Raw genomic sequence first — 19,994 nt, forward strand, 5'->3', positions numbered from 1 at the left:
TGCACGGCATGGCACCAAAGACGCAGGAGGCGCACGTGACGCAGGGACCGCTCACCACGGAGGCCGGGGCTCCGGTCGCCGACAACCAGAACAGCGAGACCGCCGGCGTCGGAGGGCCCGTCCTCGTCCAGGACCAGCTGCTGCTCGAGAAGCTCGCCCACTTCAACCGCGAGCGCATCCCGGAGCGCGTCGTGCACGCCCGCGGCGCCGGCGCCTACGGCACCTTCACGGTGACCGCGGACGTCACGCAGTACACCCGCGCCGCGTTCCTCTCCGAGGTCGGCAAGCAGACCGAAACGTTCCTGCGCTTCTCCACCGTCGCGGGCAACCTCGGTGCCGCCGACGCCGTGCGCGACCCCCGCGGCTGGGCGCTGAAGTTCTACACCGAAGAGGGCAACTACGACCTCGTCGGCAACAACACCCCGGTGTTCTTCATCAAGGACGCCATCAAGTTCCCCGACTTCATCCACACCCAGAAGCGCGACCCGTACACCGGCTCGACCGAGGCGGACAACGTCTGGGACTTCTGGAGCCTGTCGCCCGAATCCACCCACCAGGTGACCTGGCTGTTCGGCGACCGCGGCATCCCCGCCTCGTACCGCCACATGAACGGCTACGGCTCGCACACGTTCCAGTGGAACAACGAGGCGGGCGAGGTCTTCTGGGTCAAGTACCACTTCAAGACCGACCAGGGCATCAAGAACCTCACCCAGGCCGAGGCCAACCTGCTCGCCGGCGAGGACCCCGACAGCCACCAGCGCGACCTGCGCGAGGCCATCGAGCGCGGCGAGTTCCCGACCTGGACCGTCCAGGTCCAGATCATGCCGGCGGCCGACGCGGCGACCTACCGCTTCAACCCGTTCGACCTCACCAAGGTGTGGCCGCACGAGGACTACCCGCCGATCGAGATCGGCAAGCTGGAGCTCAACCGCAACCCGGAGAACATATTCGCCGAGGTCGAGCAGTCGATCTTCAGCCCCGCGCACTTCGTGCCGGGCATCGGCCCGTCCCCGGACAAGATGCTCCAGGGCCGCCTCTTCGCCTACGGCGACGCCCACCGCTACCGCGTCGGCATCAACGCCGACCACCTGCCGGTGAACCGCCCGCACGCCACCGAGGCGCGCACCAACTCCCGCGACGGCTTCCTCTACGACGGCCGCCACAAGGGCGCGAAGAACTACGAGCCGAACAGCTTCGGCGGCCCGCACCAGATCGACCGCCCGCTGTGGCAGCCGATCCCGGTCTCCGGCGCCACCGGCGACCACGCGGCCCCCGTCCACTCCGAGGACGACGACTTCGTCCAGGCGGGCAACCTCTACCGCCTGATGTCCGAGGACGAGAAGGGCCGCCTCGTCGAGAACCTGGCCGGCTTCATCGCCCAGGTCTCCCGTGAGGACATCGCGGAGCGCGCCATCGACAACTTCCGCCGGGCGGACGGCGACTTCGGCAAGCGGCTCCAGGTCGCGGTCCAGGCCCTCCGCGGCTGACCGCTGCTCGCCGAGAGCTGAAGGGCCGGACCCCCGAGGGGGTCCGGCCCTTGCGGCTATGCCGCCACGGTGCTGCGCCGGGCCGGCACCCAGCAGCGGATGATGTCGCGGACGGACACGATGCCCACGGGCCCGCCGTGCTCCAGCACGATCAGATGCCGGAAGCCGCCGTGGGCCATGGCCTCGGCGGCCTCCTGAAGGGTCGCCTGCGGGGTGCAGAACACGACGTTGTTGGTGGTGTGCGCACCCACGGACTCCCGGTCGGGGTCGTGTCCCGCGCCGATGGAGTTGAGGATGTCCCGTTCGGTCAGGATGCCGATGCCGCTGTGGTCGGGGTCGAGGACGACGGCTGCGCCGACCCGGCGGCCGGACATCAGGCAGGCCGCCTGGCGGAGGGTGTGTGCGGGGCCGAGGGTGAGGATCACGGTGCTCATGGCGTCACGGACGATCATGAAGAGAGCCACCTCCTGGGAGTGTCCCTCCGCCCGGGTGGGGTGCGGCGCGTGCAGGCCGTCCCGGCAGGCCCGGAGGGCCGGAGGACCGGGACTTAGAGAAGGCCTTCACAAGCGCACAAGCGGAGGATTCTCAGATTCCCATGGCCACGGAGGGTCATCAAGAGGGCGCACCCGGTTGTCCGGGCGCAGGACCGGCGGCCGCTTCAGGCGCGGGGGCGCAGGTAGCCGAGCATCTCGTCGTGCAGCAGTCCGTTCGAGGCCGCCGCGTTCCCGCCGTGGACGCCGTCCACCCCGTCCAGGCTGGTGAACCGGCCGCCCGCCTCCTGGACCACGGCCGCGATCGCCGCCATGTCCCACAGGTTCAACTCCGGCTCCGCGCACAGGTCGAGCGAGCCCTCCGCGACCATCATGTACGGCCAGAAGTCCCCGTAGCCGCGCGTGCGCCAGCACTGCCGCGTCAGGTCCAGGAAGCCCTCCAGCCGGCCCTGCTCCTCCCAGCCGCTCAGCGAGGAGTACGCGAACGAGGCGTCCGCCAGCGAACCCACCTGCGACACGCCGATCCGCGCGGGCTCGCCCAGCGCACCCCCGGCGTACGCGCCGGAGCCCTGCGCCGCCCACCAGCGGCGACCCAGCGCCGGAGCCGAGACCACGCCCACCACCGGCCGGAAGACCCCGTCCGCGCCCTCCTCCATCAGCGAGATGAGCGTCGCCCAGACCGGGACGCCGCGCACGTAGTTCTTCGTGCCGTCGATCGGGTCCACGACCCAGCGGCGCGGGCCGCTGCCCTTCAGGCCGTACTCCTCGCCGAGGATGGCGTCGGCCGGCCGCGCGGCCTCGATCCCCGCCCGCACGGCCTCCTCGGCGGCCCGGTCGGCCTCGCTCACCGGGGTCATGTCCGGCTTCGTCTCGACCTTCAGGTCCAGGGCGCGGAAGCGCTGCATGGTGACGGCGTCCGCCGCGTCGGCGAGTTCGAGGGCAAGGCGCAGGTCATCGTCATAGTCGGGCATGGCCGAACAGTATCGGGACGGTGCAGGGCGGGCGAACGACGTCCACAGTGCGACCCCCAGGCGCCCTTGACAGGATCTGGCGGCCCGTCAAATCCTGGCGGGGGAGTCGAGCGGGGAGGCACAGATGCCGGCAGCCCGGGAGTCCTTGCTGGAGGCGGCGGGAGTGGCGCTCTTGGCGCGCCCCTGGCCGTCCGTGCGGATGGTCGACGTCGCGGCCGCCGCCGGGGTGTCCCGGCAGACCCTCTACAACGAGTTCGGCGGCAAGGCGGGGCTGGGCCGCGCTCTGGTGCGCCGCGAGGCCGACTGGTACCTCGACGGCGTGGACCGGGTCCTGCGGTCCCCGGCCGGCAGCGGCGAGCGCCTCGCCTCGGTCGCGGAGTGGACCGTGCGCGCCGCCCGCGCCCGTCCGCTCGTACGGGCCCTGCTGACGGGCAGCTGGGACGGGAACCTGCCCGTGCCGCCCGGCCGGGGGGCACGGCCCGGCGTGCCCGCGCCGGGGCCCGGGGACCTGGCCCGGGCCGTGCGCGACCGGGCCGCGGCCGCGTTCGCCGCGGCGGAAGGGGCGCAGCGCTGCGAGCTCGCCGTGCGGCTGGCGCTGTCGTACGTGATAGCCCCGGCCGAGGAGCAGGGGCTCGGGGAACTGATGGGACTGCTGCGGCTGGTCAGTGAGCCGAGCCGGACAGCTGGAGGCCGATGACGCCCAGGATGACCAGCGAGATCGAGACGAGCTTGAGGGTGGAGACCAGGTCGCCGAGGAAGACCATGCCGTAGATGGCCGTGCCGGCGGCCCCGATGCCCGTCCACACCGCGTACGCCGGCCCGACGTCCAGCTTCTTCAGGGCCAGGGTCAGCAGGCCGAAGCTGCCGAGGGCGAAGGCGGCGAAGGCGATCGTCGGCCACAGGCGGGTGAACCCGTGGGACAGCTTGAGGCAGACCGCGAAACCGGTCTCCAGCAGTCCGGCGGCGACGACCAGCAGCCACGCCATGGCGAATGCCTCCCCGCGTCAGGTGACATCGCGTCACACGGTGCGATTAAGCATTTAGCCCGACGGTGCACTCGGCAAACCCGCTCGAACCGGTGCCGGACGGTCAGTCCCCCTCGCGGCGCTCCCGCGTCTCCAGCAGCCGCCGCAGCGAGAACAGCCGGGCGGGATCCGCGTGCCCGTCCGCCACCCACGCGTCGAGCGCACAGTCCGGCTCGTCGTGGCTGCACGCGCGCGGACAGTCCTCCGTACCGGGGACCAGGTCCGGGAAGGCCAGGATCACCCGGGAGGGGTTTACGTGGTGCAGGCCGAACGAGCGCACGCCCGGGGTGTCGATGACCCAGCCGTCCCCGGAGGGCAGCGGCAGCGCCAGCGCCGAGGTCGTGGTGTGCCGGCCGCGGCCCGTCACCGCGTTGACGTGGCCGGTGGCGCGCTGGCGGCCCTCGCCGACCAGCGAGTTCACCAACGTGGTCTTGCCGACGCCCGAATGGCCGACGAACGCGGTGATCCGGCCGTTCAGCCGCTCGCGCACCCGCTCCGCCGCGTCCCCGGCGGCGAGCTCCTCGCGGTTGGTCACCACGTAGTTCACGCCCAGCGTCGCGTAGATCTCCAGGATCTTGTCCGGGGAGGTCAGGTCCGACTTGGTCAGCACCAGCAGCGGCTCCAGCCCCGCGTCGTACGCGGCCACCAGACAGCGGTCGATCATCCGGGGCCGCGGCTCCGGGTCGGCCAGCGCCGTGACGATCGCCAGCTGGTCGGCGTTGGCGACGACCACCCGCTCGTACGGGTCGTCGTCGTCGGCGGTGCGCCGCAGGACCGACTTGCGCTCCTCGATCCGCACGATCCGGGCCAGGGTGTCCTTCTTGCCCGACAGGTCGCCGACGAGCCAGACCCGGTCGCCGACCACGGCCGCCTTGCGGCCCAGCTCGCGGGCCTTCATGGCGACGACCGTGCGGTCCTCCACCAGACAGGTCAGCCGACCGCGGTCGACCGTCAGGACGAACCCCTCGGCGGCGTCCTCGTGCTTGGGCCGCTTGCTGGTCCGCGGCCGGTTGCCCTTCGGGTTGGGGCGGGAGCGGATGTCGTCCTCGTCGGTGTGCTTGCCGTACCTGCGCATGACGCTGCCCTACGCTCCCGAGCCCGCGAGCATGTCCGTCCACATCCTCGGGAAGTCCGGCAGGGTCTTCGCGGTGGTCGCGACGTTCTCGATCTGCACGCCCTCCACGGCCAGGCCGATCACCGCGCCCGCGGTGGCCATCCGGTGGTCGTCGTACGTGTGGAAGACACCGCCGTGCAGCGGGCGCGGCCGGATGTGCAGGCCGTCCTCGGTCTCGGTGACGTCGCCGCCGAGCCCGTTGATCTCCGCGGTCAGCGCCGCCAGCCGGTCCGTCTCGTGCAGGCGCAGGTGCGCCACGCCGCGCAGGGTGGACGGGGAGTCGGCCAGCGCCGCGACGGCCGCGATGCCGGGGGTCAGCTCGCCGACCTCGCGCAGGTCCACGTCGATGCCGTGGATCTTGCCGCTGCCGGTGAAAACCAGCCCCGAGTCCGTCAACTCGCAGGAGCCGCCCATCTCCGTGAAGATCCGCCGCAGCTCGTCGCCGGGCTGCGTGGTGCGGCTCGGCCAGTCCGGAATGGTGACCGTGCCGCCGGTGATCAGGGCCGCAGCCATGAACGGCTGGGCGTTGGACAGGTCCGGCTCGACCACCATGTCGCGGCCCAGCAGCGCGCTCGGCGCGACCCGCCACACGTTCGGCTCGCCGCCCGCCTCGGGGGTGTCGACCTGGGCGCCCGCCGCCCGCAGCATCTCCACCGTCATCCGGATGTGCGGCATCGACGGCAGGGTCGCGCCCACGTGGCGGACCTCCACGCCCTGGTTGAAGCGCGGGGCCGAGAGCAGCAGCGCGGAGACGAACTGCGAGGAGTTGCTCGCGTCGAGCTCGACCGAGCCGCCCTCCAGCGCCCCGCCGCCCTGGACGGTCAGGGGCAGCGCGCCCCGCCCCTCGTCGTCGATGCGGGCGCCCAGGCCGCGCAGGGCCTGGATGACCTGGCCGAGCGGGCGCTCGTAGGAGCGCGGGTCGCCGTCGAAGCGGATGTCGCCGGAGGCGAGCGTGGCGACCGGGGGCAGGAAGCGCATGACCGTGCCCGCGTTGCCGACGTCCACGGTGGCCGGGCCGTGCAGGGCCGCGGGGATGATCCGCCAGGCCTCGCCGCCGGCGCCGCCGCGCGAGCTGGAGGACGCGGTCTCCTCGATGCCGACGCCCATCGCGCGCAGCGCGTCCGACATCAGCTGGGAGTCGCGCGAGCGCAGCGGGCGGCGCACCCAGCCCGGCTCGGCGGCGAGCGCGGCGAGCACGAGGGCGCGGTTGGTGACCGACTTCGACCCGGGCACGGTGACGGTGGCGTGGACGGTTCCGTCGGCGTGCGGGGCAGGCCAGAGGGCGGGGAGCGCGGGGGTCTCGGTCATGACCACCACTTTAGTGGCTCCGTTGCAGCCCCCATCGTGTTCGAGCCGCGCCCGCGGCACGGTCTCAGAGGGTGAGAAGCCAGCGCCCGCCGCCGATGAGCGAGCACAGGGAGACCACGTGGAACAGCAGCAGCCACACCACCGGGTGGGTGTGGGTCAGCCGCCCCAGCTGGTCCGCGTCCGAGTCCGGAGCCCCGCCGTGCCGGCGCTGCGCGCCCAGCTCGAACACCGGCCGGACCCCGCCCAGCAGCAGGAACCACACCACCGCGTACGCGAAGAGCGCCTGGACCTCGGCGGAGGCGAGCCAGGACGCCGCCACGAAGGTGCCGCCGGTCAGCACCACCGTCAGCAGACCCCACGCGTTGCGGACCATCACCAGCAGCGCCAGCAGCAGCGCGGTCGCCGCCCACAGCAGCACCGTGATCCGGTGCGCCGACAGCAGGGCGGCCCCGCCGAGCCCGAGCAGCGGCGGAGCCGTGTAGCCGGCGGCGAGCATCAGCACCATCCCGAAGCCGGTCGCCCTGCCGCGGCTGAGGGTGACCCCGCTGGTGTCCGAGTGCAGCCGGATCCCCTGCAGGCGCCGGCCCGTGAGCAGGGCCAGCAGGCCGTGGCCGCCCTCGTGGGCGATGGTGACCGCGTTGCGGGAGACCCGCCACACCGGGTGCGGCGCGACGGCGGCCAGCGCGGCCAGGCCGGTCGCGATCACCAGCCACAGGGCGGGCGGGGTCTGTATGCCGGTGAGCCGGTCCCACAGGCCGGCCGGGGTGGTGCTGTCCATGGGGTGGCGGACTCCTTGCGGTGGAGACGGGGGGACATGGCAGTGTGGCAGCCATGTGCGGACGGTATGCAGCCAGTCGCGGCCCCGAGGACCTGGCCGAGGCCTTCGGCGTCGAGCGGTGGGAGCCCGAGGAGTCCCTGGCCCCCGATTTCAACGTGGCGCCGACCAAGCAGGTCCACGTCGTCCTGGACCGCCCCCTCAAAGACGCCGCGAGCCCGCGTCCGGTTCGCCAGCTGCGCGTCCTGAGGTGGGGCCTGGTGCCCTCCTGGGCCCAGAACCCCGACGGCGCCGCCCGGATGATCAACGCCCGGTCCGAGACCCTGGCCGAGAAGCCGTCCTTCCGCCGCCCCTTCGCGCAGCGCCGCTGCATCATCCCCGCCGACGGCTACTACGAGTGGGTCACCGACCACGACGAACGGCGCCTGGAGGTCGAGGGCAGGAAGAAGCGGGCGCGCAAGCAGCCCTACTTCGTCCTGCCCGCCGACGGCTCCGTCTTCGCCATGGCCGGCATATACGAGTTCTGGCGCGACCGGACCCTGCCGGACGAGCACCCGCAGGCCTGGTGGGCGACCTGCTCGGTGATCACCACCGAAGCCGAGACCGGACCGCTCGCCGTCGCCCCCGCCGACGGGCCGCGCTCCCTGTCCGAGATCCACCCGCGGATGCCGCTCATGCTCACCCCCGACCGCTGGGACGCCTGGCTGGACCCGGCGAACACCGACACCGAGGGCTCCCTGCAGCAGCTGCTCGCGCCCCCGCCGGGCGGGCTGATGCGCGCCTTCCCGGTCTCCACCGCCGTGAGCAACGTCCGCAACAACGGCCCGGAGCTGCTCCGGGAACTGGCCGCGCCGGAAGAGGGCACCCTCTTCTAGCCCCGGCAGGATGGGGGGCATGACCACGCGCACCCAGAGCCTCGACACCCCCGCGGGCCCGGCCCGCATCACCTGGCACACCGCCCGCGGCGCCCGGCACGTCCTCGCCCTCGGCCACGGCGCGGGCGGCGGCATCGAGGCCCGCGACCTGCAGGCGCTGGCCGCCGCCCTGCCGCCCCGCGGCATCACGGTCGCCCTGGTCGAGCAGCCGTGGCGGGTCGCCGGCAAGAAGGTGGCCGCCGCGCCCAAGGTGCTGGACGACGGCTGGCGGGGGCTGTGGCCCGCGCTGGCGGAGCCCGGCCTGCCGGTCGTGGCCGGCGGGCGCAGCGCCGGAGCCCGGGTGGCCTGCCGGACCGCCGCCGAGCTCGACGCGGCCGCCGTGCTCGCGCTGTCCTTCCCGCTGCACCCGCCGGGCAAGCCCGAGAAGTCCCGGGCCGAGGAGCTGACCGGGGCCGGGCGGCCCGCCCTCGTCGTCCAGGGCGGGCGCGACCCCTTCGGCCGGCCCGCGGAGTTCCCGCCGCCGACCGCGCAGGCCCCGTACGAGCTCGTCGAGGTGCCGGAGGCCGACCACGGCTTCGCGGTCCCGAAGAAGGCCGGGGTGACCCAGGAGCAGACCCTCACCGTGATCACGGAAGCGGTCGCCGCCTGGCTGGATCGGCTGTCCCCGTGACCCCGACCCCTCCGTCCCGCCCGATGTGACGGACTGCGCACCGACGCGGCGCCGCCCGGGAATGCCGGGCCGCACCCTCGGCGTTGTGCCGGATGTCGGAACGCAGGGATCTCGTCGGAGGAGTGGGAAGCGCATGACCCAGGTCATCAGCCAGAACCGTCCGCAGGCCGAGGGGCTGGAGTGGACGGTCCTGCCCGGGCCGCGGCGCAGCACGCTCCGGGCGGCGGAGGGCCGGGATGGTCGACTATTCTCCGATTCGAGCGGGTCCGCTTTCGGAGCCGTCACGCAGTCGGAGGAGGTGGGTCCTGTCGCTGGGACCGACGAAGGCCACGCGGAGGAGACGTCCGCGGAGCGCAACGCGCGCTTCGAGCGGGACGCCCTCGGCTACCTCGACCAGATGTACTCGGCCGCGCTGCGCATGACGCGCAATCCGGCCGACGCCGAGGACCTGGTCCAGGAGACGTATGCCAAGGCGTACGCGTCCTTCCACCAGTTCCGCGAGGGCACCAACCTCAAGGCGTGGCTGTACCGCATTCTGACCAACACGTTCATCAACTCCTACCGCAAGAAGCAGCGCGAGCCGCAGCGCAGCGCCGCGGAGGAGATCGAGGACTGGCAGCTGGCGCGCGCCGAATCCCACATGTCGACGGGGCTGCGCTCCGCCGAGTCGCAGGCGCTCGACCACCTGCCCGATTCGGACGTGAAGGAAGCGCTCCAGGCCATTCCGGAGGAGTTCCGCATCGCGGTCTATCTTGCCGACGTAGAAGGGTTTGCGTACAAGGAGATCGCGGACATCATGGGTACACCCATCGGTACGGTCATGTCGCGACTGCACCGTGGCCGCCGTCAACTCCGCGGAATGCTGGAGGACTATGCCCGTGAGCGCGGGCTGGTCCCCGCCGGCGCGGGAGAGTCGAACGACCTGAAAGGCTCGGGCTCATGAGCTGCGGAGAGCCGCACGAGACGGAGTGCTCGGAGGTACTTGACCACCTCTACGAGTTCCTGGACCACGAGATGCCGGACAGCGACTGCACGAAGTTCGAGACGCACTTCGGCGAGTGCAACCCCTGTCTGGAGAAGTACGGCCTGGAGCAGGCCGTGAAGAAGCTGGTGAAGCGTTGCTGCGGCTCGGACGACGTGCCGAGCGATCTCCGCTCCAAGGTGATGGGGCGGATCGAGCTGATCCGCTCCGGGCAGGCCGTGCCCGACCACGACGTCACCGCGGACCCCGCAGCGGGCTGATCCCGGCCGCTCGAACAACCGCCCCCGGAAGGGCCCTCCGTTCACCCGAAGGTGCTAATCCGGGGGTGCCCGTATGGCCCCGTACGAAAATGTGCCCCACTTCGCGGGAGGGGCCGACCTATTCTCCCCCTTCGGTACCGGTGCGATTCCGGTAGCGGCTTCCACCGCCCAGGGGAGGAGAGCGCCATGCGGGAACTGCCCCCGGCAGCGCGCGGCCTCGTGCTGTGCACCGTCCTCGCGGCCCTTGCCTGCGCCGCCCCGGTTCTCCTCGACGTCCTCCACGACCCCGCCACGGCCGCCGCCTCCGTAGCCACCACCGCCGCCGCCCGGCCGTCCGCCGCGGTGCTCGGGCTGCTCTGCCTCGGCTGCGAGCTCGCCCGGGCCCGGCCCTTGCCGGGCCGCCGCGCCGGGGGTGCCGCCGAGGCCACCGTCCCCTTCTTCCCCGTGCTGCTCGCCGCCGCCTTCCTGCTGCCCCCGGCCGCCGCCGCGCTCGTCGCCCTGCCCGGCGGGCTCGCCGGGCCGGCGGGCCGGCCCCGCGCCGCGGTACGCCGGGTCTGGCACGCCGCGCAGCAGGCCGTGGCCGCCTGGGCGGCGGGGTGGGCGTTCACGCTGCTCGGCGGGCCGGCCGCGCTGCCCGGCGGCCCGGATCCGGCCGCCCCGGGCGTCGCCGACTTCCCGTACGCCCTGCTCCCCGCGGCGGCCGCGGCCGCCGCCTTCTGCCTCGTCCTGACCGCCCTCGACGGGGCCGTCCTCGCCGCCGCGGAGCGCCGGCCCGCGCGGACCGCGTGGCGCGGCCTGCTCTCCCGGTCCCTGGCCCCGTACTGCGTGCAGGGCCTCGCCGGGCTGATGATGGCCGTCCTGTGGCGCAGCCCCTACGGGCTCCCCGCCGCCCTGCTCGTCCTGCTGCCCCTGTACGTCTCCGCCCGGGTCCTCGGCCGGTACCACCGCGAGCGGGCCGCCCACCAGGCCACGATCCGGGCGCTGGTCCAGGCCGTCGACATCAAGGACCGCTACACGCGCGGCCACGGCGAGCGCGTCGGCCAGGCCTCCGCGATGATCGCCCGCGAGCTGGGCATGACCGGGGACCGGCTGGAGACCGTCCGCATCGCCGGGATCCTGCACGACATCGGCAAACTCGGCGTCCCGACCCGGCTGCTGCGCAAGGCCGGGCCGCTGACGCCGCAGGAGCGCCGCGTCATCGAACTGCACCCCGAGTACGGGCACGAGATGGTCCGCGGCATCGCCTTCCTCGGCGAGGCCCGCTCGGCGATCCTGCACCACCACGAGCGGGTCGACGGATCCGGCTACCCCTACGGGCTGACCGGCGAGCAGATCCCGGTGGCGGCCCGGGTGGTGGCGGTCGCCGACGCCTTCGACGCGATGACCTCGACCCGCTGCTACAGCCGGGCCCGGCCGGTGCCGGCCGCGCTGGCCGAGCTGGAGCGGTGCGCGGGGGCCCAGTTCGACCCGGCCGTGGTGCGGGCGCTGGTCGACGCCGTCGGCCGGTACGGCTGGCATCCGGTGGTCACCGCCGACGCCGACCTCCCGCCGGCCGCGACCGGCACGTCCGCGCTGCCCGGCATGCCCGCGCAGGGCCGGGAGCCCGACCAGGGCCGGGAGGCCGCGCAGGGCCGGGATGCCGACCGGGGCCGGGATGCCGCGCAGGGCCGGGAAGCCGCCCCGGCCGCCGCGGCCGAGGGCGGGGACGGCCCGTGAGGGGCGCGGGCGCCGCGGGCGCCACGGGCGCCGCCCCCTGGGCCCTGCGCACGGCCGCCGCGGTGCTGGCCGCGGCGGCGCTCGGGCACACCCTGTGGAACGGCCTGGCCGAGCCGGGCACCGCGGTGGCCTTCGGCGCCCTGATCGCCCTCGGCGAGCTCGCCCGCCGCGACACCCCGGCCGCTCCCGGCCCCGGAACCGGGCCGCCGCCCGCCGAGGACCGCCGGCCCGCGCCGCTCGGCGCCGCCGCGTCCCTCGCGTACGCCCTGCTCGGCCGGGACGCGGCGCAGCCCGCCCACCACGGGGTGCTCCAGACCGTCGCCGTCGTGGTGGCCGCCACTCTGGTCGGGATCGTCCCGCACATCGCCCGGGGCCGCGGGCCCGCCGCCGACCACCTGGCCCGCCACGTCCTCACCGTCGCCTTCGCCGCCGCCTGCTGCCGGCCGCTGCACGACGCCGGACGCCTGGAGCAGTGGCTCGGCCAGGGCCCGGGGGTGGTCCTCCACCTCGTCCCCGTGCTGCTCCTGACCGCCCTGTGCGACGCCGTGCTCGCCGCCGCCACGGCCCGGGCCCGCACGGGCCGGCCGTACGGGCCGCTGCTGCGCGACGAGCTGTACGCCCGGCCGGGCATCGGCTCGGCGATCGGCGCCACCGCAGCCGTGACGGCCCTCGGCACGGCCGCCGCGGGGCTGTGGGCGCTGCCCGTCTTCTGCGTGCCGCTGCTGCTGACCCAGCTGTCCTTCCACCGGATCGCCGAGGTCCGCACCGCCTACCGCCAGACCATCACCTCCCTGGCCCGCGCCACCGAGATCGCCGGCTGCACCCGACCCGGCCACGCCCGCCGGGTCGCCGCGCTGAGCTGCGCCGTCGGCCGGGAGCTGGGGCTGTCGCAGCGGGAGCTCAGGGTGCTGGAGTACGCCGCGCTGATGCACGACATCGGCCAGCTGTCCCTCCTCGACCCGGTCCCGGGCGGCGCCACCGCCCACCTGCCCGCGGCCGAGGCCCGCCGGATCGCCGGGCTCGGCGGGGAGGTGGTCCGGCAGAGCGGGGTGCCCGCCGAGGTCGCCGTCGTGGTGGAGCGGCAGGCGGACCCGTACCGGGAGCAGCCCGTCGCCGCACGCATCGTGCGCGCGGTCAACGCGTACGACGACCTGGCCGGCGGGGCCCGTCACCCGGGCGGCTCACTGGCCGCACTGGAACAGCTCCGGCTGGGCACCGGGCGCGACTACCAACCGGAGGTCGTCGAATGCCTCGCAAGGGTTCTGGCCAGGGGTGGACGTGACAGAGTTGTTCCCGTTCCACCTGGGTAACCCATGGGTAATGAGCGGCCGTCCGAGTGGGCATGGTTGGATGCCAGTAGGAGCGTCCGTGGGTGTCCGCAAGGCTGCACCGTTGTCCCCAAGCAGGCGGGAATCGTGAGGATCTTCGGGAAGGTACGGCATCGGCCCTCCGCCTCGTGGCGGCAGGCCACCGACCGCGCGTTCACGCTGATCGGCGACGGTCGGTACGAGGACGCGGGCGCCCTGCTGACCAGAGCCGCCGACCTGGAGCCCTGGCTGTCGGAGTCCTGGTTCAACCTGGCGCTGCTGCACAAGTTCCGCCACGACTGGGAACAGGCGCGGGCCGCCGGACTGCGCGCCGTGGCCCTGCTCGACCGCGAGGCCGGCGCCCCCGACTGGTGGAACGTCGGCATCGCCGCCACTGCGCTGCAGGACTGGCCGCTGGCCCGGCGTGCCTGGCAGGCGTACGGGCTGAAGGTGCCCGGGGACCCGCACGGCAAGGGCGGCGAACCGGTCGGCATGGAGCTCGGCAGCGCCGCCGTCCGGCTCTCGCCCGAGGGCGAGGCCGAGGTGGTGTGGGGCCGCCGGCTGGACCCGGCCCGCATCGAGGTGCTGTCGATCCCGCTGCCGTCCTCCGGGCGGCGCTGGGGCGAGGTCGTCCTGCACGACGGGGTCCCCCACGGCGAGCGCGTCACCGCGGCCGGCCCCTCGTACCCGGTCTTCGACGAGATCGAGCTGTGGGCGCCGTCCCCGGTACCGACCTGGGTGGTGCTGCTCGAAGCGGCCTCCGAGGCGGACCGCGACGCCCTGGAGCAGCTGGCCTCCGACGCGGGCTTCGCCGCCGAGGACTGGTCGTCCTCGGTGCGGCTGCTGTGCCGGACCTGCTCGGAGAGCGTCATGCCGAGCGGCGAGGGCGACGGCGAGCACCTGGACCCGCACGACCACAGCGAACCGGGCCACCCCGGCCCGCTGGGGCACCGTACGGCCGGCTCCGGCTCGCTGTGGGTCCCGGAGCGCGAATGCGGCATCGCCGCACCCGCCGGGCTGGTGCGCGGCCTGCTCGACGGCTGGGTCGCCGACAGCCCGGACACCCGGGAGTGGCGGGATCTCGAAGAAGTCTGCTGAAGCGGCACCGTAGGCTGTACCGGCACATTGGTGAACGGGTGGATTTACGGAAGGCGTACGTCGGACATGGCGCAGCAGGAGAACGAGGTCGTCGAGGTCGTGAACGACGGGTACGTCGTGGACACCGAGAACTGTGCGGAGCGCGAGCTCGCCCACCGCGAGCGCGGCACCGCCCGCCCGATCACGGTGGTCGGCAACCCGGTGCTGCACCGCGAGTGCAAGGACGTCACCGAGTTCGGCGACGAACTGGCCCAGCTGATCGACGACATGTTCGCCAGCCAGAAGGCCGCCGAGGGCGTGGGCCTGGCCGCGAACCAGATCGGCGTGGACGCCAAGGTCTTCGTCTACGACTGCCCCGACGACGACGGCGTGCGCCACACCGGTGTCGTGGTCAACCCGAAGCTCGTGGAGCTGCCCGCCGGCTCCCGCGTGCTCGACGACTCCAACGAGGGCTGCCTGTCGGTCCCGACCGCGTACGCCTCCCTGGCCCGCCCGGACTACGCCGAGGTGACCGGCCAGGACGCGCAGGGCAACCCCATCAAGGTCCGCGGCACCGGCTACTTCGCGCGCTGCCTCCAGCACGAGACCGACCACCTGTACGGCTACCTGTACATCGACCGGCTCTCCAAGCGGGACCGCAAGGACGCCCTGCGCCAGATGGCCGAGGGCACCCCGCGCTACGAGACCGTCCCGAACGAGTAGGCGCGCTACGACCGCAGCGGCGCCGGCCGGCGGGCCCCCGGGCCCGGGTCGACACCGCCCCCCGGCGGGGACAGCATGGAAGTGACGTGACGCACGCCGCAACCCACCCGAGGGGGCACGCGGAAGGAGCGGTCATGAGCGACTCCGCCGGCGCGCCCCGCGGCCCCCGCCGCGCGGTGCGCGCCCTGCGGGCAGCAGCACTGCCGTTGGCCGCGGGGCTGGTCCTCGCGTACGCGCCGGGTGCGGCGGCCGACGCGTACGCCTCGGCCCCGCCGGTCGGGCAGGCGGCCGCCACCGCGCTACGCCCCGCGTGCGACAAGAAGGCCCTCGAGAACGAGGGCTACCGGCAAGGGCGTACCGAAGGGCTCGCGGACGGCCGTGCCGACGGCACCGCGGACACGTACAGGAAGAGCTACGACGACTCCTTCGAGCCGAAGCCGGGCCTGAGCGAGGAGTGCGGGGTGCTCCAGGCCAAGGCCTACAAGAAGGGCTACAAGTCCGGGTACGAGGCCGGCTTCAAGGAGACCGCGAAGAAGGGCAAGCGGAAGGGCGACTCCGCGCGGAACGTGACGGTCGACGAGCTCACCGTCGCCGCCGTGGAGGCCAGCTGCGAGACGGACCTCATCCAATTCCGGGCCACGTTCACGGCAACCGGCAAGGGCACCCTGCACTACCACTGGGCGGGGGGCACGCAGGTCTATCCCCAACGGAGCCTGGAATTCACCGGACCCGGACCGCAGGTGCAGTCGGACAGCATCGCGGTGCACTTCCCCCCGGGAGGTGCCGTCGCCGCCATCACGGAGAAGGTCGTGATCGACAGCGGGCCCTCGAAGGGCAAGTCGGCCGAGTGGACGATCACCGCCGGCTGCCCGAAGTAGAACCCACCCCGGGGGGCACGCGGAAGGAGCGGTCATGACGATCTCCGCCCGGAAAGCGCACGGCAGGAAGCGCAGAGCCCGTATCGCGCGGGCGGCGGCCGCCTTGCCCCTGGCGGCGGGCCTGGCCCTTGCGTACGCACCCGGGACCGGGGCCGCGGCGCCCCTGCGGGACCGCGCTCCCGCGTGTGACGAGACCACCACGGCGGCCGACGCCTACCGGCAGGGGCATACCGAGGGGTTGGCCGACGGGCGGGCGGACGGCTACGCCGACGCGTACAAGCAGAGTTACGACGACGTCTTCGCCACCAAGCAGGGCGCCAACCCGACGGTGTGCCCCGAGTCGGCCCTCAAGAGCTACACGGACGGCTACACGAAGGCGTACGACACCGGCTTCGCGGAAGGCAAGAAGAAGGGCGCGAAGCAGGGGAAGAAGGAAGGCGAGGAAGACCTGAAGAAGGGAACCTCGCGCAACGTCCGCGTCCTGGGCATCCGGGTGGACACCGACTTCGACCCCTTCCAGGAGACGGACTGCTCCGACGGCGTGGGGTTCAAGGCCACGCTCGTGGGGTCCGACCGCGGCACGGTGAAGTACCACTGGGAGGGGACGACGAAGTCGGGCCCCCTCACGGTCGAGTTCACCGACGTCCTGCAGTCCAAGGAGCTGCCCCTGCACACGGCGACCATCCCCTCGCCGGACACCCGCCGGGCCTCCGGGGTCGTCGTGATCGACAGCGGCCCCTCCAAGGGCAAGCGCGGCGACGTCGTATCCGTACTGACCTGCAAGAAGTAACAGCACAGCAGACCGGCCGGGAGCCCGTGTGGTTCCCGGCCGGTCCGGTGGTGCCGAGGGTCCGCCCGACGGACCGCCCGGTCTTAGAAGTCCTCGTCCAGGTCGACCGTGCCCTCGACGGCGACCTGGTACGCCGACGGCCGGCGCTCGAAGAAGTTCGTCAGCTCCTGGACACCCTGCAGCTCCATGAAGGAGAACGGGTTCTGCGAGCCGTACACCGGCGCGAAGCCGAGGCGGACCAGGCGCTGGTCGGCGACGCACTCCAGGTACTCGCGCATCGACTCGGTGTTCATGCCCGGCAGGCCGTCACCGCACAGGTCGCGGCCGAACTGCAGCTCCGCCTCCACGGCCTCCTTCAGCATGTCGGTGACCTGCTGCTGGAGCTCGCCGTCGAAGAGCTCCGGCTCCTCCTTGCGGACCGTGTCCACGACCTCGAACGCGAAGTTCATGTGCATGGTCTCGTCGCGGAACACCCAGTTGGTGCCCGTCGCCAGGCCGTGCAGCAGACCGCGCGACCGGAACCAGTACACGTAGGCGAAGGCGCCGTAGAAGAACAGGCCCTCGATGCACGCGGCGAAGCAGATCAGGTTCAGCAGGAAGCGGCGGCGGTCGGCCTTCGTCTCCAGCCGCTCGATCTTCTCTACCGAGTCCATCCACTTGAAGCAGAACTGGGCCTTCTCCCGGATGGACGGGATGTTCTCCACCGCGGCGAACGCGGCGGCGCGGTCGTCCGGGTCGGGCAGGTAGGTGTCCAGCAGCGTCAGGTAGAACTGGACGTGCACGGCCTCCTCGAACAGCTGGCGCGACAGGTACAGGCGCGCCTCCGGGGAGTTGATGTGCTTGTACAGCGTCAGGACCAGGTTGTTCGCGACGATCGAGTCACCGGTCGCGAAGAACGCCACCAGGCGGCCGATCATGTGCTGCTCGGCCGGCGTCAGCTTCGCCAGGTCGGCCACGTCCGAGTGGAGGTCGACCTCCTCCACCGTCCACGTGTTCTTGATCGCGTCCCGGTAGCGCTCGTAGAAGTCCGGGTAGCGCATCGGGCGCAGCGTCAGCTCGAAGCCCGGGTCGAGCAGGTTCTTCTCGGCGGTGGACATTACTGGCAGGCCTCGCAGGACTCGGGGTTCTCAAGGGAGCAGGCCAGCGCCTCGGCGTCGAGGGCCTGCGGGAGGGGGGTGGCGGTGGCCGGGACGGCAGCCGGGACGGCGGCCCCGCCGGACGCGGCACGGGCGATCTTCGTCGCCGGGCGCGAACGCAGGTAGTACGTGGTCTTCAGCCCCTGCTTCCAGGCGTACGCGTACATCGACGACAGCTTGCCGATGGTCGGCGTCTCCATGAACAGGTTCAGCGACTGGGACTGGTCCAGGTACGGGGTGCGCGCCGCGGCCATGTCGATCAGACCGCGCTGCGGGATCTCCCACGCCGTGCGGTACAGCTCGCGGATCTCGGCCGGGATCCAGCCGAAGCCCTGGACCGAGCCGGAGGAGTCGCGCAGCGCCTCGCGGGTCTGCGCGTCCCACACGCCGAGCTTCTTCAGGTCCTCCACCAGGTAGCCGTTGACCTGGAGGAACTCGCCCGACAGCGTCTCGCGCTTGAACAGGTTGGACACCTGCGGCTCGATGCACTCGTACACGCCGGCGATCGAGGCGATCGTCGCGGTCGGCGCGATGGCCAGCAGCAGCGAGTTGCGCATGCCGGTGGCCGCGATCCGGGCGCGCAGCGCGTCCCAGCGCTCCGGCCAGGCGAGCTCGACGTCGTAGTGGTCGGGGTGCAGCACGCCCTGGGCGGTACGGGTCTGCTCCCAGGCCGGGAGGGTGCCGTGCTTCTCGGCGAGGTCGGCGGAGGCCTCGTAGGCCGCCAGCATGATCCGCTCGGCGATCCGCGTGGACAGGGCCTTGGCCTCGGCGGAGTCGAAGGGCAGGCGCAGCTTGAAGAAGACGTCCTGCAGACCCATCGCGCCCAGGCCCACCGGACGCCACTTGGCGTTGGAGCGGCCGGCCTGCTCGGTCGGGTAGAAGTTGATGTCCACGACCCGGTCGAGGAAGGTCACGGCGGTGCGGACCGTCTCGTCGAGGCGCTCCCAGTCCATCTCACCCCTCTCGGCGAGCACGAAGGCGCCGAGGTTGACCGAGCCGAGGTTGCAGACGGCCGTTTCGCCGTCGTTGGTGACCTCGATGATCTCGGTGCACAGGTTCGAGGAGTGGACGACCGTGCCGGGCAGCGCGGTCTGGTTCGCGGTCCGGTTGGAGGCGTCCTTGAACGTCATCCAGCCCTGGCCGGTCTGCGCCAGGGTGCGCATCATGCGGCCGTACAGGTCGCGGGCCGGCATGGTCTTCTTCGCCAGGCCCGCCGCCTCGGCCTTGAGGTACGCGGCGTCGAACTCCTCGCCGTACAGGTCGACCAGCTCGGGCACATCGGCCGGGGAGAACAGCGACCACTCGCCGTCGGCGTTCACGCGGCGCATGAACTCGTCCGGGATCCAGTGCGCCAGGTTCAGGTTGTGCGTACGCCGGGCGTCCTCACCGGTGTTGTCGCGCAGCTCCAGGAACTCCTCGATGTCCGCGTGCCAGGTCTCCAGGTACACGGCGGCGGCGCCCTTGCGGCGGCCGCCCTGGTTCACGGCGGCGACCGAGGCGTCGAGGGTCTTCAGGAACGGGACGATGCCGTTGGAGTGGCCGTTGGTGCCGCGGATCAGCGAGCCGCGGGCACGGATGCGCGAGTACGACAGGCCGATGCCGCCGGCGTGCTTCGACAGGCGCGCGACCTGGTGGTAGCGGTCGTAGATCGAGTCGAGCTCGTCCAGCGGGGAGTCCAGCAGGTAGCAGGACGACATCTGCGGGTGGCGGGTGCCGGAGTTGAACAGCGTGGGGGAGGACGGCAGGTAGTCCAGGCGGCTCATCAGCCGGTACAGCGAGGCGACTTCCTCGACCGCCTCGATGCTGTCGTTCTCGGCGAGGCCGCAGGCCACGCGCAGCATGAAGTGCTGCGGGGTCTCGATGACCTGGCGGGTGATCGGGTGGCGCAGCAGGTAGCGGCTGTGCAGGGTGCGCAGGCCGAAGAAGCCGAAGCGGTCGTCGGCGCCCTCGGCGAGGGTGTGCTCGACCAGCGCGTCGAGGCGGGCCGCGTGCAGGCGGACGAACTCGGCGGTGCGGTCGGCGATCAGGCCCTCGCGGTGGCCGACCTCGACGGAGGCGGAGAAGGAGGTGGCCCCCTGGCCCGCGGCCTCCTCGGCGACGGCGAGCGTCAGCAGCCGGGCGGCCAGGCGGGAGTACGCCGGGTCTTCGGAGATCAGGCCTGCGGCCGCCTCCGTGGCCAGCCCGCGCAGCTCCGCCTCATCGGCGTCGGCGCTGCGGCCGCGCAGTGCGGCGGCGGCGACCCGGCCGGGGTCGGTGTCGGGGAGGTCGGCGGTCAGCTCGGTGAGGGTACGCAGAAGCGCGGCCCCGGGGCCCCCGCCCTCGGTTCCGTTGTCGGACGGGTCGGACTCGGCGCGCGGTGCGGAAGGCGCGATGGTCACGGGGGGAGCTCTCCCTCGCTCGGCTCCGGGA

Annotated in this window: 20 protein-coding genes; 12 read left to right on the forward strand and 8 right to left on the reverse strand. The window is 72.9% G+C overall.

Annotated features, from left to right (window positions below; genetic code table 11):
- The first annotated feature begins 35 nt into the window (after nt 1–35).
- On the forward strand, nt 36–1,487 hold the full coding sequence (locus tag AB0F11_RS12465; RefSeq protein ID WP_362171377.1) for a catalase: 1,452 nt from the start codon (nt 36–38) through the stop codon (nt 1,485–1,487).
- Nucleotides 1,488–1,543: 56 nt separating this feature from the next.
- Here the strand turns inward: AB0F11_RS12465 and AB0F11_RS12470 are convergent, their stop codons facing one another.
- A complete protein-coding gene (locus AB0F11_RS12470; protein WP_362171380.1) occupies nt 1,544–1,939 on the reverse strand; it encodes a CBS domain-containing protein in 396 nt (131 codons plus the stop codon).
- A gap of 206 nt (nt 1,940–2,145) precedes the next feature.
- Nucleotides 2,146–2,949: a histidinol-phosphatase gene (gene hisN, locus AB0F11_RS12475; protein ID WP_362171383.1), complete on the reverse strand. Its 804-nt coding sequence runs from the start codon at nt 2,947–2,949 to the stop codon at nt 2,146–2,148.
- A 124-nt stretch (nt 2,950–3,073) separates the two neighbouring features.
- Here hisN and AB0F11_RS12480 point away from each other — a divergent pair, with 124 nt between their 5' ends.
- Nucleotides 3,074–3,646, forward strand: coding sequence for a TetR/AcrR family transcriptional regulator (locus AB0F11_RS12480; RefSeq protein ID WP_362171386.1), 573 nt, complete (start codon nt 3,074–3,076; stop codon nt 3,644–3,646).
- Here the strand turns inward: AB0F11_RS12480 and AB0F11_RS12485 are convergent.
- The 4 genes from AB0F11_RS12485 to AB0F11_RS12500 all read right to left on the reverse strand — a co-directional run bounded on the left by AB0F11_RS12485 (nt 3,612) and on the right by AB0F11_RS12500 (nt 7,174).
- The gene (locus AB0F11_RS12485) at nt 3,612–3,935 is read right to left on the reverse strand and encodes a multidrug efflux SMR transporter (protein ID WP_361914558.1); all 324 of its coding nucleotides are present in this window, start codon (nt 3,933–3,935) and stop codon (nt 3,612–3,614) included. The genes AB0F11_RS12480 and AB0F11_RS12485 overlap by 35 nt on opposite strands.
- A 103-nt stretch (nt 3,936–4,038) precedes the next feature.
- Nucleotides 4,039–5,049 carry a ribosome small subunit-dependent GTPase A gene (gene rsgA / locus AB0F11_RS12490; protein WP_362171389.1) on the reverse strand — a complete coding sequence of 337 codons (1,011 nt, stop codon included), beginning with the start codon at nt 5,047–5,049 and terminating at the stop codon, nt 4,039–4,041.
- A gap of 9 nt (nt 5,050–5,058) precedes the next feature.
- A complete protein-coding gene (gene aroA, locus AB0F11_RS12495) occupies nt 5,059–6,396 on the reverse strand; it encodes a 3-phosphoshikimate 1-carboxyvinyltransferase (RefSeq protein WP_362171392.1) in 1,338 nt (445 codons plus the stop codon).
- 64 nt (nt 6,397–6,460) lie between these two features.
- Nucleotides 6,461–7,174: a M50 family metallopeptidase gene (locus AB0F11_RS12500; protein ID WP_362171395.1), complete on the reverse strand. Its 714-nt coding sequence runs from the start codon at nt 7,172–7,174 to the stop codon at nt 6,461–6,463.
- Between the two features lie 53 nt (nt 7,175–7,227).
- On the opposite strand from AB0F11_RS12500, the gene AB0F11_RS12505 reads away from it, so the two are divergent.
- The 10 genes from AB0F11_RS12505 to AB0F11_RS12550 all read left to right on the forward strand — a co-directional run bounded on the left by AB0F11_RS12505 (nt 7,228) and on the right by AB0F11_RS12550 (nt 16,449).
- Nucleotides 7,228–8,046, forward strand: coding sequence for an SOS response-associated peptidase (locus AB0F11_RS12505; RefSeq protein ID WP_362171398.1), 819 nt, complete (start codon nt 7,228–7,230; stop codon nt 8,044–8,046).
- 19 nt (nt 8,047–8,065) lie between these two features.
- Complete coding sequence (locus AB0F11_RS12510) at nt 8,066–8,716, forward strand: alpha/beta family hydrolase (RefSeq protein ID WP_362171401.1); 651 nt, start codon at nt 8,066–8,068, stop codon at nt 8,714–8,716.
- Nucleotides 8,717–9,014: 298 nt separating this feature from the next.
- Nucleotides 9,015–9,659, forward strand: coding sequence for a sigma-70 family RNA polymerase sigma factor (locus tag AB0F11_RS12515; RefSeq protein WP_361914643.1), 645 nt, complete (start codon nt 9,015–9,017; stop codon nt 9,657–9,659).
- Nucleotides 9,656–9,958 (forward strand): mycothiol system anti-sigma-R factor, encoded by a 303-nt coding sequence (gene rsrA / locus AB0F11_RS12520; RefSeq protein WP_179172862.1) that lies wholly within the window; start codon nt 9,656–9,658, stop codon nt 9,956–9,958. The genes AB0F11_RS12515 and rsrA overlap by 4 nt, the downstream gene beginning before the upstream one ends.
- A 186-nt stretch (nt 9,959–10,144) precedes the next feature.
- Nucleotides 10,145–11,674 carry an HD-GYP domain-containing protein gene (locus AB0F11_RS12525; protein ID WP_362171404.1) on the forward strand — a complete coding sequence of 510 codons (1,530 nt, stop codon included), beginning with the start codon at nt 10,145–10,147 and terminating at the stop codon, nt 11,672–11,674.
- The gene (locus tag AB0F11_RS12530; RefSeq protein WP_362171407.1) at nt 11,671–12,984 is read left to right on the forward strand and encodes an HD domain-containing protein; all 1,314 of its coding nucleotides are present in this window, start codon (nt 11,671–11,673) and stop codon (nt 12,982–12,984) included. The genes AB0F11_RS12525 and AB0F11_RS12530 overlap by 4 nt, the downstream gene beginning before the upstream one ends.
- Before the next feature lie 105 nt (nt 12,985–13,089).
- Entirely contained in the window at nt 13,090–14,079 is a 990-nt protein-coding gene (locus AB0F11_RS12535; RefSeq protein WP_362171410.1) for a hypothetical protein, read from the forward strand.
- 66 nt (nt 14,080–14,145) lie between these two features.
- The gene (gene def, locus AB0F11_RS12540) at nt 14,146–14,781 is read left to right on the forward strand and encodes a peptide deformylase (protein ID WP_362171413.1); all 636 of its coding nucleotides are present in this window, start codon (nt 14,146–14,148) and stop codon (nt 14,779–14,781) included.
- 134 nt (nt 14,782–14,915) lie between these two features.
- On the forward strand, nt 14,916–15,659 hold the full coding sequence (locus AB0F11_RS12545; RefSeq protein WP_362171416.1) for a hypothetical protein: 744 nt from the start codon (nt 14,916–14,918) through the stop codon (nt 15,657–15,659).
- Between the two features lie 34 nt (nt 15,660–15,693).
- Entirely contained in the window at nt 15,694–16,449 is a 756-nt protein-coding gene (locus AB0F11_RS12550; protein ID WP_362171419.1) for a hypothetical protein, read from the forward strand.
- An 83-nt stretch (nt 16,450–16,532) separates the two neighbouring features.
- Here the strand turns inward: AB0F11_RS12550 and AB0F11_RS12555 are convergent, their stop codons facing one another.
- Complete coding sequence (locus AB0F11_RS12555) at nt 16,533–17,546, reverse strand: ribonucleotide-diphosphate reductase subunit beta (protein WP_362171422.1); 1,014 nt, start codon at nt 17,544–17,546, stop codon at nt 16,533–16,535.
- Nucleotides 17,546–19,963 (reverse strand): ribonucleoside-diphosphate reductase subunit alpha, encoded by a 2,418-nt coding sequence (locus tag AB0F11_RS12560; protein WP_362171425.1) that lies wholly within the window; start codon nt 19,961–19,963, stop codon nt 17,546–17,548. Before AB0F11_RS12560 ends, AB0F11_RS12555 begins: the two co-directional genes overlap by 1 nt.
- Nucleotides 19,964–19,994: the final 31 nt, after the last annotated feature.

Source organism: Streptomyces sp. NPDC032472, from assembly GCF_040636955.1.
In the GTDB taxonomy this organism is placed as follows: Bacteria; Actinomycetota; Actinomycetes; order Streptomycetales; family Streptomycetaceae; genus Streptomyces.